Source organism: Flavobacterium alvei (assembly GCF_002920895.1).
GTDB classification, from domain to species: domain Bacteria; phylum Bacteroidota; class Bacteroidia; order Flavobacteriales; family Flavobacteriaceae; genus Flavobacterium; species Flavobacterium alvei.
The window spans coordinates 283,957-299,625 of record NZ_PQVG01000003.1; the positions used below are offsets into that span (position 1 = coordinate 283,957).

Consider the following 15,669-nt stretch of genomic DNA (forward strand, 5'->3'; position numbering starts at 1 on the left):
AAAACTATTTACGGATGAACCATTTATTTTATTTACAAAGACTAAAGTCCAAAGTCCAAAGTCCAAAGTCCAAACTTTTTATAACATCTAGTTTCTTTGTTCTAACTTCTATTTTCTCTACTGCACAAGAAAAACCAAAAGACACTACTAAAGTCAATCAACTTGACGAAGTTTTGGTCTCTGCAGTTCGTGTAACTACAAAAACGCCTGTTTCTTTTAGTAATCTAGACAAAAAGGAAATTAAAACCCGAAATTTAGGGCAAGATATTCCTATTTTGATGAACTATTTGCCCTCAGTAGTGACCACCTCCGATGCTGGAAATGGTGTGGGTTATACCGGAATTCGAGTTCGTGGTAGCGATGCCACTCGGGTAAACGTGACCATCAACGGAATACCTTATAACGATTCTGAAAGCCACGGAACCTATTGGGTCAATATGCCCGATTTTGCTTCTTCATTAGAAAGTATTCAATTGCAACGCGGAGTTGGAACTTCTACTAATGGTGCTGGAGCTTTTGGAGCCAGTTTGAATATGCTGACTGAAACGTATTCTAAAAAAGCAACAGCCGAAATTTCAAGTTCATTAGGGAGTTTTAATACTAATAAAAACACAGTAAAATTCAGTACAGGTTTATTGAACAACCATTTTGAAATGGCAGGACGTTTGTCTGTATTAAAATCTGATGGATATATTGATAGAGCCAGTTCTAATTTGAAATCCTATTTTCTGCAAGGAACCTATATCGGAAATACAACCTTAATCAAAGCTTTGGTTTTTGGAGGAACTGAAAAAACATACCAATCTTGGAACGGAATTGATGCTGCAACAATGGCAACTGATAGAACTTTCAACTCGGCAGGAATATATACTGACGAAGCAGGAAAAACTCGTTTTTATGACAATGAAACCGATAATTATAAGCAAGACCATTATCAATTGCATTGGAACGAAAAGCTATCCGAAAATTGGAGTACCAATCTAGCGTTTCATTATACCAAAGGGAAAGGATATTATGAAAACTATAAAGAAGATGCTAAATTTTCGAGTTATGGATTAACTCCAATTGTTATTGGCGGGACAACCATAAATACAACCGATTTGGTACGTCAGAAATGGTTGGATAACGATTTTTATGGCACTACTTTTTCAGCTAATTACAAAAGTGAAAAACTGGATGTAATTCTTGGCGGTGGATGGAACAAATACGAAGGCGTGCATTTTGGCAAAGTAATTTGGGCTAGATATGCTTCGCAAAGCGAATTGGGCGACCGTTATTATGAAGATCAAGCAACCAAAACCGACGGAAATATTTTTGCTAAAGCCAATTATCAAATCACCCCAAAAATAAGTTTGTTTGGTGATTTACAACTGCGAAATGTAACTTACAAAGCCAACAGTTGGGAAACAGGAACAGTCGATGATACCTTTACTTTCTTCAATCCAAAGGCAGGTTTGAATTATGATATTGATGCAAAGAACAAATTGTATTTCTCCTACGCAAGAGCCAATCGCGAGCCGAATCGAACCGATTATGAAAATGGAAACCCCAAACCTGAAAAGCTAAATGACTATGAATTGGGCTGGAGATGGAATGCTGAGAAAGTAAAAATCAATACAAATATTTATTATATGGCCTACAAAGACCAACTGATTTTGACTGGAAAACTAGACGATGTAGGAAGTCCAATTCGTTCTAACAGCGATACAAGTTACCGTTTGGGGTTAGAAGTTGATGCAACAATTCAATTGTCTAAAAAGTTTATTATTCGACCTAATTTTACTTTGAGTGATAATAAAAATGTCGATATGAATATTGGGTTAGGAGATGTAACCACTAATATTGCTTATTCACCTTCGGTAATTTTCGGAAATATTCTAGTGTATTCTCCAATAGAGCAATTGCATATTTCGTTGTTGCAAAAATTTGTTGGAGATCAGTTTATGAACAATTTTGATTCAGTAGAATCCAGATTGCCAGATTATTTTGTCAACGATCTTAACATTGTATATTCCATAAAACCTAAAACCATTTTCAAAGAAATAGTTTTAACAGGTTTGGTCAATAATATGTTGAACAAGAAATATGTGTCAAATGGCTATATGTGGGATGTCTATCCGTATTATTATCCTCAATCAGGAATTAATTTCTTGGCAGGAATGACTTTGAAGTTTTAGATTATTTTTATAATGCTTTGTTGAATCCTGGCAGTTATTTCAAACTGTCAGGATTTTTTTGCTAATTGTAAATGCGTAATACTTCTCCGTTAACCTCCACGCGATATTGCTTCAATGGATATTGTTTGCCAGCACTTTGACCTGAAAACAAACTGTATTCTGCGTTGTCGCAAGGGCAAACAATTGTTGTTTTGTCAATTTTTAATGGGTCATTAGGGTCTAATTTTTTGAAATTCATTGTAGAACAACTTGTCAATGCTTGGTTAGGACAAGCACCATCAAAGGCAACATAACCACTTCCAGTATTGAAAATATACAAACCTCTAGCGCCTTGACTTGGGTAATAAACAGCATTACTCACGAATTTTAGACTGGAATAAGCAGGCAAACTCATGTTAATATCAAGAGTAAAAGAGTAATTCGGGATGTAAGGATTGTTGTTATTCGTAGAATTCGTGTCGCAACCAAAAAGCAATGGAAAGGCAATCAAGAGAAGAAGATATTTTTTCATTATTCAGAATATAATTGATTTATTAGTCAGACAAATTTAATTTATTTAGTTTTTAAATGGATATGTTTAACTTATATTTATAGATTAAAATAAAAATAGTACTATCTTTGTGAAAAGAAATCCCGTCCTGATGGGATTTTTTCTATTTTATATAAATGATGAAGTTATGACGAAAGTATCTTATTACACAGCCGAAGGATTAAAAAAATTAAGAGACGAACTAGACTATTTAAAAAGCGTGATGCGTCCAAAAGCATCTCAAGATATAGCAGATGCAAGAGATAAAGGCGATTTATCCGAAAATGCCGAATACGATGCTGCCAAAGAGGCACAAGGAATGTTGGAAATGCGAATTGCTAAGCTAGAAGAAGTACATTCGAATGCGAGATTAATTGACGAAACTCAATTAGATATGTCAAAAGTTTTGGTATTATCGAACGTGAAAATCAAGAACCAAACCAATGGAATGGAAATGAAATACACACTTGTGGCCGAAAGTGAAGCTGATTTGAAGACCGGAAAAATCTCTGTGACTTCACCAATTGGTCGAGGTTTGTTGGGAAAATCTGTTGGAGAAGTTGCTGAAATCACAGTCCCAAACGGTGTTCTGAAATTTGAAATATTAGAAGTTTCGAGAGACTAATTTTTTGTTTAAGAGTTTAAAAATTGTTTGAAGGTTTAAGTTGTTTTTAGAAGTTTAAACCTTTAAACTATTTTAAACAAAATAGTAAATTTATTAAAAATGACAGTTTTTACTAAAATCATAAACGGAGAAATTCCTTGCTACAAAATAGCCGAGGACGAAAATTTCTTTGCTTTTTTGGATATTAATCCAAATGCAAAAGGACATACTTTATGTGTTCCAAAACAAGAAATAGATAAATTATTCGATCTCGATGACACTACTTATCTTGGGCTAATGCAGTTCTCCAAAAAAATTGCAGCAGCACTCAAAAAAACAGTTCCTTGCGATAGAATTGGAATGACTGTCATAGGACTTGAAGTGCCACACGCTCACGTTCATTTGATTCCTTTGAACGAAATGCGAGAAATGACATTCAAACATAAAGTGAATTTGACTAAAGAAGAATTTGAAGTTTTGGCTAAGGAAATTCAGGCTAATTTGTAAGGAAAGTGAGTTGTAAAATAAAAAACACTAAACTAAAACACGACAAATCAATTTTTTAGAATACTCACTTGCATTGTCGTTCCTTTTCCAATTTCAGAATGCAAGACTTTTATTGTTCCTTTATGGTACTCTTCGACAATTCTTTTGGTTAGCGAAAGTCCTAAACCCCAACCTCTTTTTTTGGTCGTAAAACCAGGTTCGAAGACGCTTTTGTATTGGTTTTTTGGAATTCCACTTCCTGTATCCGATACTTTTATTTTTACAAATTCGCCCTCTTCTTCAACAGAAACAGATAACTTTCCGCGACCTTTCATGGCGTCAATAGCATTTTTTACAAGATTTTCTATTGTCCAGCCGTGTAAAGTGGGATTGAAAGAAGCAAATATTGGATTATCAGGACCTTTGAATGAGAACTCCACTTGTTTTGAAAATCGGGATTGCAAATATTTATACGATTGATGGGTTTCTTCAACAATATCTCTGTTTTCGAGTTTAGGTTCTGAGCCAATTTTCGAAAAACGTTCGGTGATGGTTTGCAAGCGTTCAATATCTTTCTCGATTTCATCGGTTGTCGATTTATCGATATTTTCAGATTTAAGAATTTCGACCCAGCCTACTAATGATGTCAATGGTGTGCCAATTTGATGCGCAGTTTCTTTGGCCATTCCTGCCCAAAGCTTGTTTTGAGTTGCCATTTTGGTACTCTTATAAAAATTATAAACCAATGCTGCAAACAAGATAATGATGAGTAATAAAGCAATAGGATAATATTTGAGTTTTTTCAATAACTCTGAATCTCCATAATATATTTTTTGAAATTTTCCGGGCACATATTCAATAATGATGGGGTCGTTTTCATTTTTTAGTCCAGACAAAAAGGCATTTGCTCTTTTTTTATCCTCAATAATTTTCTCGTCTATATTTTTAGAATTGATGATGCTGTCGTTCTCCGTTAGCATAATCGGAATAGAAGTATTGTTGCTGAAAATTTGAAGGGGAAGTTCTAAGTCAGTGTTTTCTCCAGCATTGATTAGAATTTTTTCAGCATTGGCCCAAAGACTCATTTTCAATCGTTCTTCGTGTTTGAAAATCTGAAAAAAAGTATAGGTGTTCCAAAGTATTAATGAAATAATAAAAAAGGAAGCAAAAATAATAATCCAACGACTGGTGTTTCTACTTTTGGAAAACTGCATAAATTAATTTTTGAGGCATAAATATAACGAAATAATTTAAGTATGATTGTGTTTATTTGGGAGTTATTCTTTTTAGAGAATATCCGAAAACAATCGAATTAAAATATTTTCTGAAAATTGTATTTAATTTGAAACTAACTGATAAAATACTATATTTGTGTATCACAAAAAAAATAAAAAATTAAGATGGAAGTTATAGGGAAAATCAAAATGATTGATCAAACCAAAGAGGTTGGGTCATCGGGTTTCAAAAAAAGAGATGTTGTTGTTACAACTGACGAACAATATCCACAACATATTTTGGTTCAGTTTGTTCAAGACAAATGTGATTTGTTGAATAATTATCAAGTAGGCGAAGCTGTAAAAATTGACATTAATTTAAGAGGTCGTGAATGGACTAATCCACAAGGAGAAACCGTTTATTTTAATACTATTCAAGGATGGAGAATAGCAAAAGCACAAGCAGAAGCTCCTGCGGCTCCAGCGCCACCAATACCTGCCGCTGCAGCATTTCCGCCAGCAACAAGCATCAACGAAGATGAACCAGACGATTTACCGTTCTAAATAAAACTAAAAAATCCTTGAAATTTTCAAGGATTTTTTTTGGACTTTGACGAAATTAATTCAACTGAATTAATGCTCCCATCCCGATTTGACTTCCAATTTGGGGATAAACAAAGGCCGTTGTTTTTTTCTTTTTACCCAAAGTCATCGAATGAAACGGATTCCAATAGGAAACAATCAATCCTGATGCTAATCCGATTCCAGCTCCGGCAAGAACATCCGAAGTATAATGTTTGTTGTTAGCAATTCTAAGAACTCCAGTTGCTGTGGCAAACAAAAATCCGCTACTAGCATACCACAAATTTGAATCTTTGTATTCGTAATATAATAAAGAAGCGTTGGTAAAAGCTAGTGCCGTGTGGCCTGAAGGAAAACTTAAATTATCGGATTGATCGGGTCTTTCTTGGTTGGTAGTATTTTTTAGGGCGAAAACAGTGGTTCCCATAATCAAATTGGCAACGACTATATTAATGGTTTGCTGTTTGAAATTGTTTTTGGGTTGAAATCCAAAGGTCTTTCCTAAATAAATTTGAGCAACAGGAACAAATTGAAGATAATTATCAGCCGAAGTATGAAAATTGTCGCCAAACAATTTGTTAGCATTCTTTTGTAAATCATCATTCAGTTTAGTGTTCAAAAGCAAGGTTCCTGTGGTTATCAGGGCAGCGGGAGCAATAAGTTGTTTGTAAGTTATTTTTTCTTTGGGTTTTAGGCTTGAAATAGAATCTTTGGTTTGCGCATTTCCTATGAAAACCAATAATAAAAATACAATAATAACAAGTTTTGATTTCATAGATTTTAAGATTGATTTTTTTAAATGTAAATTAGCTTTGCCAAATTTATACTTTTGTTTCAAACTATGTATTTATTAACCCAAGAATTATTTTTCCCTCCCGTTTCCGAAGCCAATGACGATGGAATTCTTGCTATTGGCGGCGATTTGTCTCCAAAACGATTATTATTGGCTTACCAAAGCGGCATTTTTCCTTGGTTTGAAGACGATGAACCTATTATTTGGTGGTCGCCCAATCCTAGAATGGTTTTATTTTTGGACGAATTGGTGGTTTCCAAAAGTATGCGAAACATCCTGAATCGGAATATTTTTAAAGTTACTTTCAATCAGAATTTTAGAGCCGTTATTTCCAATTGTCAAAACATAAAACGCAACGGTCAAAACGGAACTTGGATTACTAATGATATGATTGAAGGGTATTGCAAATTAAATGAAATGGGCATTGCCAAATCAGTCGAAGTTTGGCAAAACGAGGAATTAGTTGGCGGTTTGTACGGCATCGATTTGGGACATATTTTCTGTGGAGAAAGTATGTTTTCCAAAGTTTCAAATGCTTCTAAAGTGGCTTTTATTGCTTTGGTCGATCAATTAAAAGCCAATAATTATAAACTTTTAGACTGTCAGGTTTATAACGAACATTTGGAAAGTTTAGGCTGTCGAGAAATTGACAGAATTGATTTTATGAAAATACTAAAAAGTAAATCATTATGAGTTATATCGTAACCGAATTATACATTTATCCCATCAAAAGTCTTGCAGGTATTGCTGTTTCCAGCGCCAAAGCACAAGAAATGGGTTTCGAAAATGACCGCAGATGGATGTTGATTGATCAGAATAATGAATTGATTACTCAGCGCGAACACCCTAATTTAAGTCAGTTTTATCCCGAGATTAACGAAGGTAAAATAACCATTTCGCATCAGGATTCAACCCACGAATTTTTTATGGATGAACATATAGAAAAACCTATTTTTTCGAAAGTTTGGGACGATGATACTCAAGTTGTTGAAATAAGTAAATTGACTTCCCAATGGTTTAGCGATGCTTTGGGTTTTAGTTGTAAATTGGTTAAAATTTTAAATAATGGTGATCGAAAACACAGCAGTTCCCGATTGAATCAAACCTTGAATGTGAGCCTTGCCGACGCTTTTCCATATTTGCTAATTGGCTCTAAAAGTTTGGAATTTTTAAACGAAAGATTGGAAGAAAAAGTGAGCATTAAACGATTCAGACCCAATATTGTTATTAGTAGTTTAACCGCTCACGAAGAAGATTTTTTTGATACCTTTCAAATTGGAAATGTACAATTTAAAAACGCCAAACCTTGCGGCAGATGCGTGATGGTCAACAATAATCCTGCAACGGCAAAAGTTGCTAAAGAACCGTTAAAAACCTTAAGCACCTACCGAACGTCGAATAATAATGTTTATTTTGGAACCAATATATTCTGTTTGAATGAAGGGATTATTGCTGTTGGAGATGTTGTGAATTTCTAAAAATTCATTTCTTTTGTGATGCTATTTTCAATATGATGAATCGTGAAATTATAGGTTTTTAGGTTTGCTTCAAGATGGGCTATGGTTGTGTCGTTTGTCCATTTAATGTCAATTCTGTCTTCAAAAGCATCGTTTATGGTGACTGTTCCCAAAAAAGCATTCGAAGTATTTCTGAGTCTAATGATTTCAAGCTGATTTTTTACAATTGCTGTTTTTAGCCCTTCTTCAATGGCTTCCATAGTCAATGTGGTGCGGTTTATTTCTTTATGACCTGCACTACCGCCGTTATCGGCAGCTTCATAATTATTTTTTCCAGCAAAAAGATCCAAATACCAAACTTGTGGAATTCCAGGCATAAATAATTGTATGGCTCTGGCTAATAGCAACTTTTGTTCGTCCTCTCCCAATGCACTAAAAAAAGTAGCGTTTACTTGATAATATGAAATTTTGTTCCCTGCAGGATCATAGAGATTTTTCACGCGACCACCACGTTCTATGATGGTATTCATAATACCTTCGATTTCATTATCTTCTAATAAACCTTTATTGTATTGACCATTAACTTCTTTTCCTTTTAAATCCAAAACAGGAATTCCATCGTGGCAACCCAGCATATTTACTGTTTTATATCCTTTGGAAATAATTTCTTTTGCCCAAGAAAGTAATGCTTTACTAGTTTTGTTTTCAATGGTGTGTATTGTCAATCCGGGTAAGAAAAAATCATAAATGGGATAGCCTTCATTGGCCACTTCGTCGTGCAGATGCAATCCGTATTCAGCGTGAATTTCAGGCAAAAGCATTAAATTATTTTTGGTAGCTATTTGTTTAATGCGTTCTAAATAGTCCCAAGTACCGGGTTTGTTGAAAAAATTGGATTCGCCAATTTGTTTGTGCAAATAAGCAAAAGCATCTAAACGAAGAATTTCGCAACCATATTGACTTAACTTTTTTAGGGTTTCTTCATAAAATTCCCAAACCAATGGCGATGCGGCGTTCACATCCATTTGCCCGAGATACGAACGATGTTGTTCTACAATTTGTATTATTTCAGCTTTTAAATTAGTGTAGTTTTCAAAATTAATACTGCTAAAATCTTCATTTTTTTCTATGGCATCATTTACTTTTTTGCAAATAAATTCATGTTGTTCGGGTGTTAATTTTAAAGTTTCTAAATCAGAAGTGGTGATTTTTGCATAGGTTATCTGTTGATAAAAGGTATTCCAATACGGTTGTTCTGTTCCGTCAGGAAAACGGACTTTTAATGTAGGTAAACCCGATTTTCTCATAAATAATTTATTCAGAAAATCTTGATTCGGAATGATGATGCCTTCTTCATTCTCCATTCCATTTCCTTGCCAGAATTCGTTCCAATTGATGAAAAAGTCTTTGTACTTGGATTGATTTCCGTTTTTGAGCAAGTCTTTAAATTGTGGAGATGCTACCGAAAGATGATTTAAAACAATGTCAAACTTCAGCTTTATATGGAGTTTGTTTAAAGTCTTTAAATCTTCAGTGTTAACTAAATCTTGGTTAATATTATAATCAATAATAGAAAAACCTCGGTCTAAATCGCTATTAAAAAAGGTGGGTAATACATAATACAAAGAAAACACACCATCAAATTCGGGCATTTGAAGCATCTTTATTGTGTCACTTAATTTTTCTCCAATGCTATCGGGATAGCCGTTAAGCATAACACCATTTGCGATTATTTTGTCGTTCTGTAGCATAGTATTTTATAAAAGATTAGATAAAATATTGATGTTATCTGGCAATCGTCCCACATTTTGAAGTTTTAAAGCCGCTAATTTTAAAGCGACATCCAAGCATTCTGTAACGTTTTTTTTCTTGATGTAGGCAAATAAAAATCCCGACCAAAAAGCGTCTCCAGCCCCAGTGGTATCAACCACTTCATCAATTTTAATGGCTGGCATTTCAATCACTTCTTGTCCTTTTTGAGATAATTTAACGCCTTTGCTTCCTAATGTCAGGCAAACTGTTTCTACTCCTTCATTATGAAAAAAATCAAAAATTTCATCGTGTGGCAGTTCTTTTTCAAAAAGACGCAGCATATCATCTTCGCTGATTTTGATTAAGGGATTAAACTTGCAATAGGTTTTAATTACTTGTAAAGCTTCGGCTTGACTGTTCCAAAGTTTTTTGGCATAATTCAAATCGATGCTCAATTTGCAACCTAAATGAAAGGCTTCTTCTGCCTTTTTTAAAATGAGTTCTTGTGCAGGATTTTTGCTTAAAGCAAAACAAGTGGTGTGAAATATTTTAGTTTTGGATAGGGTATCTGTTGAAATTTGCTCTTCATAAAGATACGAATCGGCTTCACGATACGGAATGAAATCGGGTGTTCCATCGGATCTAGAAACAAAAATGACACTAGTCGATTTGTCATCTAACGATTTTATGTGAGTTGTATCTACGCCAACATTCGATAATCTTTCAAAAATATAGTCTCCAAAACCATCGTTTCCAACCGAGGCAATCATTGTGGCATTCAAACCTAATCGAGCAGCATTCATAGCAACATTAGTAGGAGAGCCTCCAATATATCTATGGTAATCTCTGGTGTTGTTGATGAGAACTCCTGTTTGATGTCCAATAAAATCTACAAGAACCTCGCCAACACAAAGGATGTCTATAGTATTCATTTTTTTAGTTTTTAAGTAATTACAAATAATTTAACGCTGTATTTTCCTCTTGTAAAATGGTTGTTAGCAACGTATTTTTAATTCGTAATTCGTAATTCGTAATTTTTAATTTAGTTTTTGTTTTGAATGCTGTTTTTACTTTTGATTAAAAGCGTTGCAACGGCACTCAATAGTAAAAGTGCTCCAGCAAAAGTGATAGCCAAACGAGGATCATTATTTAAGAAATGTTTCAATACATATCCAAAAGATAGATTTTGAATTATCATTGGAATGACTATCATCATATTGATAATACCCATATAAACGCCATATCGTTCTTTTGGAATGTCGCCAACCACCATTAAATAAGGTATTCCCATCATACTTGCCCATCCAATTCCAAATCCTGTGATGGCAAAGAATAGTAAGTATTTGTTTTGAATGTGTGGAAACAATAAAAATCCAACTGCAGCTAATAGTAAGCAAAAAGTGTGAACTTTTTTGGGACCTAATTTTTTGGCGAGACCTACTAAAGCAAATGCAGTCAAAAAAGTAACAATATTGTACCATCCATTGACCAATCCAGTCCAACTTACCGCTTCTTCATAAGCTGAAGGGTTGCTTTTGGGAGTCGCATCCCAAACTGATAAAGCAATACTTTTTGAGGAGTTTTGCCAATAGCAAAACAAAGCATACCATTGAAAAAGATAGACTAAAGCCAATTGCCACATTACTTTTGGCATTTCTTTTATGGCATCAATTATTTCGATAAGCGGTTCGAATAGGCCTCCTTTTTTGGCTCGTATTGCTGCCAACTCTTCTTTTGTTGGCGGGATTTCGGGTGTGGTTTTAATGCTCCACCAAATTGTGGTTATGGAACAAATAGCTCCTAGAAAAAAGGAAGCGTAAACCCAAGTGGGTAACGAACCTGTTTTTCCTATGATTATCATCGGAAAAATAAACAGCGATAAATTGGCTAATGTTTGTCCTAAACCCGTAAAGAAACTTTGCATTTGAAAGCCTAAAGGTTGTTGTTCTTCATCTAATTTATCGGCAATAAAGGCTCGGTAGGGTTCCATTGCTGTATTATTTCCGGCATCTAAAATCCAAAGCAATCCTGCCGCCATCCATAGTGAACTGCTAAAAGGAAATAATAATAGCGCCACACTACAAAGTAGTGCTCCAATTAAAAAAAACGGTTTTCTTCTTCCCCATTTAGGATGCCAAGTTTTATCGCTTAAGGCTCCAATTAAAGGTTGTACCAATAATCCTGTCACTGGCCCAGCAAGATTCAGCAATGGAATCTCATCAGGGCTTGCACCAAGAAAATCATAAATAGGGTTAACAGCACTTTGCTGTAAACCAAAACTATATTGAATGCCAAAAAAGCCAACATTCATACTCAATATTTGCCAAAAATTCAGTTTAGGTTTAGAAAATGCCATATCTATTTTTTTAATTTTTTAAAAATCAATTCCTGTACTTTTTATGGTACAGGAATTGGTAACTAACTATAAACTAACTAACATTTAACTTCATTGTTAAAATTTATAAGACAAAGCCATTGAGATAGATCTTCCTGGCATTGGTCTTGCTCTAACATAATTTACGGCATTGTTTGTGATATTTCCTTCTTCAGATTCGGTAATTGCTAAAGTATCGAATAGGTTGTTTCCAGAAAGGTTTACAGATAATCCTTTTGTGATTCCAACTTCAACAAAGGCGTTTACAATTACAAAACCATTCATCACTAATTGATTTGAATCTTGAGCATATGCTTTGGTTTGACCAATAAAACTCAATCCAACTGTGTTTTTATTAGATGAAAAGTTATAAGTTGGCATCAAATTGTACATCAATTTTGGTTGTCTTCTTGGTTCATTTCCATCGTTATCTCCAGAAGTAATTTCGGCTTTGGTGTAAGTGAAAGCTCCTTTTAAATTGAAGTTATCCATCACATTATAAGACGATTCTATTTCTAAACCATATGATTTATAATTGTTTTTAATAAAGCTGTTTGTAGAGGCTTCATAACCTGCTTGCTCATCCGTTTTTGAGTGAAAAGCGGTTGCATAAGCATACCCTTTTGGGAATTTAAGTTTGTATCCTAATTCGGCTTGTGTCAAAAAGTCTAAAGCGTTGATTTTGCTTCCATCTAAATAATCCAATCCTGAAAATAAAATACGATCGGCTTTTGCAGCAGCTCCTTTACTATATCTTGCAAAAAGAGATTGTTTTGCAGTCAACAAATAGTTGGCTCCCAAAGTATAAGAAACATAATCGTAATCGTAATTCACAGCAGTTTCATTAGCAGTGTTTACAGCAAAAACATTCTGTTCTGGAACTGATATTGTTCCGTTGTTGTTGATGTCATAAGCTCTTGATGTACCGCCAGCGAATGAACCTGAAACTTTTCCTAAATCATAACGCAAACCTCCTTCAAAAGAAAGATTTTCGGTAGCATCAAAAGACAAGTTTACATAAGGAGCAGAAACATTGTATTGAGTGTCATAATTTCTAGCAAGATTTCCCCAAGCTGGAGTTCCATAAGCATACAAACCGTTGTCTGATAATAATGTTCCCGTAGCATTTGTTACGTTTATTAAACGAGGATTGTTATCTGAAACTTCTTGTAAGTAAGAATTCCATAACCACGAAGTTGAGATATTTTGAAGTGATTTGAAGTAACCAGCAGTAATACCGATTTTATCAAATTTTTTGGTTATTCTCAAGTCATTCATGAAATTGCTTAAATCATTTAATTGAGTGTCGAACATATGAATTCTAGAAACCAATCCATTTGGGTTGTTAAACGGAGTTCCTGAATCGGCATAAGTCAATTTAGAACCTGCTCCAAAAGAAGCTGCAATTGCTGCTGCCGAACCCACTTCTGCTGGAAATGGAGCGATAAAACCACCGCTATTAGAAGAATAACGACCGTTTTCTGTTATTTTCCAACCGCCTTCTAAATCAAATGAAGCGTTTACACCAATTGATTTTGAAACAGGATTCATTCCATCGGCAACACTTTCTCTTCTTAATTGACCATCAGGGCCAAGACCAACATTATGGTTCAAATAGATAGATTGTAAAGCACCAGTCGTAGCATCATAACCGCTAACGCTTCCCCAACTTGGATTCGAGTTTGTTCCTGTAACTTTTACCGGCATTGGCATATAAGCAGCAGCTCTGTCGTTTAAGAATTTAGCATAAACCGTAATTTTTCCGTTTTCAAATTCTTTGGTAAGATTGAATTTTACTTGACCACCATTATTAGATGTAACACCTGTTTTTCTTACTCCTTCGCCAGCTCTATAAAAACCACCTGCGTGAAAATAAAGTCCTTCACCAATTTTTGTTCCGTAGTCAACATCGGTTCTAAAATTGTTGTAATCCAATCCGAAACTGGTTCTTACCATTCCGCCTTCAGTTTTTCCAGTTTTGCTGATAAAGTTAATGATTCCACCAGGGGAATTTGATGATAAAGTAGAGGCCGATCCACCGCGAATGGCTTCGATTTTTGCTGTGTTTCCATCAAATCTAGTAAAAATATCGGCTGTTGCAAAAGCTATATCTCCAAACAAAAGTACAGGAAGGCCATCTTCTTGAATTTGTAGATATTTAGAACCACCAGAAGAAATAGGCACACCACGAACCGAAATGTTTGAGTTTCCTTCTCCACCAGAAGATTCAGAACGAATTCCAGGAATGGATCTAAAAATTTCTGCTGTCGATCTTGGTGCCGATTGTTCAACTTGTTTTACGTCCATAGTAGTGATAGAAACACTCGATTTGATTTTTGCTTTTGGGTTGGCAACTCCAGTGATTACAATATCTTCTAGTTTTGTTGTTTTTGTGGTGTCAACAACTGGATTAGTTTCATTTTGTGAAAAACCCAAATTGAAAAGCAATAATGCTATAATCAGCCCGATTTTTTTAAATGATGAATGGTTTTTTTTCATGGTTTAAATTTGTTTAGTTAATAATTTATTTGGTAATTTTTTATCAAAACTACTTTTTTAACCATTTTAAAATAGATAAATATAATCGAAAACGTTTTCGAAATTACCGAAAACGTTTTCGATTTCATAAAAAAATTTTTCTCATATTTGTTATATGAAAGAGACCACCTTAAAAGAAATTGCTGAAACTTTAGGAATATCAATAACTACGGTTTCCAAAGCATTAAAAAATTATTCGGATGTAAGTGAGAAAACTCGAAAGGCTGTTTATGCTTTGGCTGAGGAACTTAACTACACACCCAATAGTTTTGCTGTCAATTTGCGAACCAAAGAATCTAAAACCATTGGTTTGATAATTCCTGAAGTGGTGCATCATTTTTTCTCCAATGTAATTAACGGAATTATTGCCGAGGCCGAAAAAAATGGATACCTCGTTATCATTCTGCAATCAAATGAATCTTTGGAGTTGGAAAAAAAGCAAGTGGCACTTTTGATTAATAAAAGAGTGGATGGCATTATTATGTCACTTTCTAATGAATCTAATAATGATTTTCACATCAAGGAAATCCTTCGGAAAGAAATTCCTTTTGTTCAATTTGATAAAATCTCTAAATTAATTCCGAGTTCTAAAGTGATTATTAATGACCAAAAGGCGGCTATGGAGGCTGTTCAGCATTTAATTGACAAAGGTTGTAAAAAAATCGCCCATATTCGGGGTCTTGAAAATCCTCAAAACTCCATTGATCGTTTTATAGGTTATAAAAAAGCTTTAGAAAAAAACGGAATTCCTTTTGATCCTAAATTAGTGTATGCCTGCAAAAGCATTACTTTTGAGCAAGGTGTTGTATTTGCAAAGCAAATTATTGAGGATGATTTGGGTATTGACGGTATTTTTGTCATTACAGATTTAGTGGCTATCGGAGTTTTGGCGCATTTCAATGAAATCGGAATACAAGTGCCTGGCCAAATTGCCATAATTGGTTTTAGTAATTGGTTTGTTTCTCAAGTAATCTCGCCAAAGTTGAGTACTGTAGATCAGCCCAATTATGAAATGGGGGTTGCTGCTTTTGGCTTGTTGCTTGAAGAAATAGTTTGTAGAAAGAATGGTAAGCCTTTTGAACCCAAAATAGTCGAGTTGGGAACAAGTGTTATTGTGCGTGAATCTACTTTGAAGAAATGATTTTCTTTTTTTGAAAATATGT

At 34.5% G+C, this 15,669-nt stretch carries 14 protein-coding genes; 7 read left to right on the top strand and 7 right to left on the bottom strand.

The genetic code is table 11. The annotated features are described in order from the left end of the window. The first annotated feature begins 14 nt into the window (after positions 1 to 14). Complete coding sequence (locus C3L50_RS06585) at positions 15 to 2,177, top strand: TonB-dependent receptor (protein WP_103805370.1); 2,163 nt, start codon at positions 15 to 17, stop codon at positions 2,175 to 2,177. A gap of 61 nt (positions 2,178 to 2,238) precedes the next feature. Here the strand turns inward: C3L50_RS06585 and C3L50_RS06590 are convergent, their stop codons facing one another. Then, complete coding sequence (locus tag C3L50_RS06590) at positions 2,239 to 2,688, bottom strand: Rieske (2Fe-2S) protein (protein WP_103805371.1); 450 nt, start codon at positions 2,686 to 2,688, stop codon at positions 2,239 to 2,241. A 166-nt stretch (positions 2,689 to 2,854) separates the two neighbouring features. Between C3L50_RS06590 and greA the strand changes: the two genes are divergently transcribed. Further along, complete coding sequence (gene greA, locus C3L50_RS06595; protein WP_103805553.1) at positions 2,855 to 3,331, top strand: transcription elongation factor GreA; 477 nt, start codon at positions 2,855 to 2,857, stop codon at positions 3,329 to 3,331. A 99-nt stretch (positions 3,332 to 3,430) separates the two neighbouring features. Beyond that, positions 3,431 to 3,817, top strand: coding sequence for an HIT family protein (locus tag C3L50_RS06600; protein ID WP_103805372.1), 387 nt, complete (start codon positions 3,431 to 3,433; stop codon positions 3,815 to 3,817). Between the two features lie 47 nt (positions 3,818 to 3,864). On the opposite strand, the gene C3L50_RS06605 is transcribed toward C3L50_RS06600, so the two are convergent. Beyond that, a complete protein-coding gene (locus tag C3L50_RS06605; RefSeq protein WP_103805373.1) occupies positions 3,865 to 5,010 on the bottom strand; it encodes a sensor histidine kinase in 1,146 nt (381 codons plus the stop codon). A gap of 186 nt (positions 5,011 to 5,196) precedes the next feature. Between C3L50_RS06605 and C3L50_RS06610 the strand changes: the two genes are divergently transcribed. Further along, positions 5,197 to 5,574, top strand: coding sequence for a DUF3127 domain-containing protein (locus C3L50_RS06610; RefSeq protein WP_103805374.1), 378 nt, complete (start codon positions 5,197 to 5,199; stop codon positions 5,572 to 5,574). Positions 5,575 to 5,629: 55 nt separating this feature from the next. On the opposite strand, the gene C3L50_RS06615 is transcribed toward C3L50_RS06610, so the two are convergent. Further along, positions 5,630 to 6,367: a phosphatase PAP2 family protein gene (locus C3L50_RS06615; RefSeq protein WP_103805375.1), complete on the bottom strand. Its 738-nt coding sequence runs from the start codon at positions 6,365 to 6,367 to the stop codon at positions 5,630 to 5,632. 66 nt (positions 6,368 to 6,433) lie between these two features. On the opposite strand from C3L50_RS06615, the gene aat reads away from it, so the two are divergent. Beyond that, complete coding sequence (gene aat / locus C3L50_RS06620) at positions 6,434 to 7,078, top strand: leucyl/phenylalanyl-tRNA--protein transferase (protein WP_103805376.1); 645 nt, start codon at positions 6,434 to 6,436, stop codon at positions 7,076 to 7,078. Beyond that, positions 7,075 to 7,863: an MOSC domain-containing protein gene (locus C3L50_RS06625; protein WP_103805377.1), complete on the top strand. Its 789-nt coding sequence runs from the start codon at positions 7,075 to 7,077 to the stop codon at positions 7,861 to 7,863. Before aat ends, C3L50_RS06625 begins: the two co-directional genes overlap by 4 nt. Here the strand turns inward: C3L50_RS06625 and C3L50_RS06630 are convergent. The 4 genes from C3L50_RS06630 to C3L50_RS06645 form a co-directional block, all read right to left on the bottom strand. Continuing rightward, positions 7,860 to 9,593: an alpha-amylase family glycosyl hydrolase gene (locus tag C3L50_RS06630; protein ID WP_103805378.1), complete on the bottom strand. Its 1,734-nt coding sequence runs from the start codon at positions 9,591 to 9,593 to the stop codon at positions 7,860 to 7,862. The two genes, C3L50_RS06625 and C3L50_RS06630, sit on opposite strands and share 4 nt — an antisense overlap. A gap of 6 nt (positions 9,594 to 9,599) precedes the next feature. Then, a complete protein-coding gene (locus C3L50_RS06635; RefSeq protein ID WP_103805379.1) occupies positions 9,600 to 10,526 on the bottom strand; it encodes a carbohydrate kinase family protein in 927 nt (308 codons plus the stop codon). Between the two features lie 110 nt (positions 10,527 to 10,636). Further along, positions 10,637 to 11,950 (bottom strand): MFS transporter, encoded by a 1,314-nt coding sequence (locus C3L50_RS06640; RefSeq protein ID WP_103805380.1) that lies wholly within the window; start codon positions 11,948 to 11,950, stop codon positions 10,637 to 10,639. Between the two features lie 96 nt (positions 11,951 to 12,046). Then, positions 12,047 to 14,467, bottom strand: coding sequence for a TonB-dependent receptor domain-containing protein (locus C3L50_RS06645; RefSeq protein ID WP_103805381.1), 2,421 nt, complete (start codon positions 14,465 to 14,467; stop codon positions 12,047 to 12,049). A 154-nt stretch (positions 14,468 to 14,621) separates the two neighbouring features. Here C3L50_RS06645 and C3L50_RS06650 point away from each other — a divergent pair, with 154 nt between their 5' ends. Continuing rightward, positions 14,622 to 15,647, top strand: a complete 1,026-nt coding sequence (locus C3L50_RS06650; RefSeq protein WP_103805382.1) for a LacI family DNA-binding transcriptional regulator — start codon at positions 14,622 to 14,624, stop codon at positions 15,645 to 15,647. Positions 15,648 to 15,669: the final 22 nt, after the last annotated feature.

What these genes read in the sequence shown, in the direction of transcription:
- C3L50_RS06610 (WP_103805374.1), top strand. Translation starts at nt 5,197, where the DNA reads ATGGAAGTTATAGGGAAAATCAAAATGATTGATCAAACCAAAGAGGTT.
- C3L50_RS06615 (WP_103805375.1), bottom strand. Translation starts at nt 6,367, where the DNA reads ATGAAATCAAAACTTGTTATTATTGTATTTTTATTATTGGTTTTCATA.
- C3L50_RS06650 (WP_103805382.1), top strand. Translation starts at nt 14,622, where the DNA reads ATGAAAGAGACCACCTTAAAAGAAATTGCTGAAACTTTAGGAATATCA.
- C3L50_RS06590 (WP_103805371.1), bottom strand. Translation starts at nt 2,688, where the DNA reads ATGAAAAAATATCTTCTTCTCTTGATTGCCTTTCCATTGCTTTTTGGT.
- C3L50_RS06600 (WP_103805372.1), top strand. Translation starts at nt 3,431, where the DNA reads ATGACAGTTTTTACTAAAATCATAAACGGAGAAATTCCTTGCTACAAA.
- C3L50_RS06625 (WP_103805377.1), top strand. Translation starts at nt 7,075, where the DNA reads ATGAGTTATATCGTAACCGAATTATACATTTATCCCATCAAAAGTCTT.
- C3L50_RS06585 (WP_103805370.1), top strand. Translation starts at nt 15, where the DNA reads ATGAACCATTTATTTTATTTACAAAGACTAAAGTCCAAAGTCCAAAGT.
- greA (WP_103805553.1), top strand. Translation starts at nt 2,855, where the DNA reads ATGACGAAAGTATCTTATTACACAGCCGAAGGATTAAAAAAATTAAGA.
- aat (WP_103805376.1), top strand. Translation starts at nt 6,434, where the DNA reads ATGTATTTATTAACCCAAGAATTATTTTTCCCTCCCGTTTCCGAAGCC.
- C3L50_RS06635 (WP_103805379.1), bottom strand. Translation starts at nt 10,526, where the DNA reads ATGAATACTATAGACATCCTTTGTGTTGGCGAGGTTCTTGTAGATTTT.
- C3L50_RS06645 (WP_103805381.1), bottom strand. Translation starts at nt 14,467, where the DNA reads ATGAAAAAAAACCATTCATCATTTAAAAAAATCGGGCTGATTATAGCA.
- C3L50_RS06605 (WP_103805373.1), bottom strand. Translation starts at nt 5,010, where the DNA reads ATGCAGTTTTCCAAAAGTAGAAACACCAGTCGTTGGATTATTATTTTT.
- C3L50_RS06640 (WP_103805380.1), bottom strand. Translation starts at nt 11,950, where the DNA reads ATGGCATTTTCTAAACCTAAACTGAATTTTTGGCAAATATTGAGTATG.
- C3L50_RS06630 (WP_103805378.1), bottom strand. Translation starts at nt 9,593, where the DNA reads ATGCTACAGAACGACAAAATAATCGCAAATGGTGTTATGCTTAACGGC.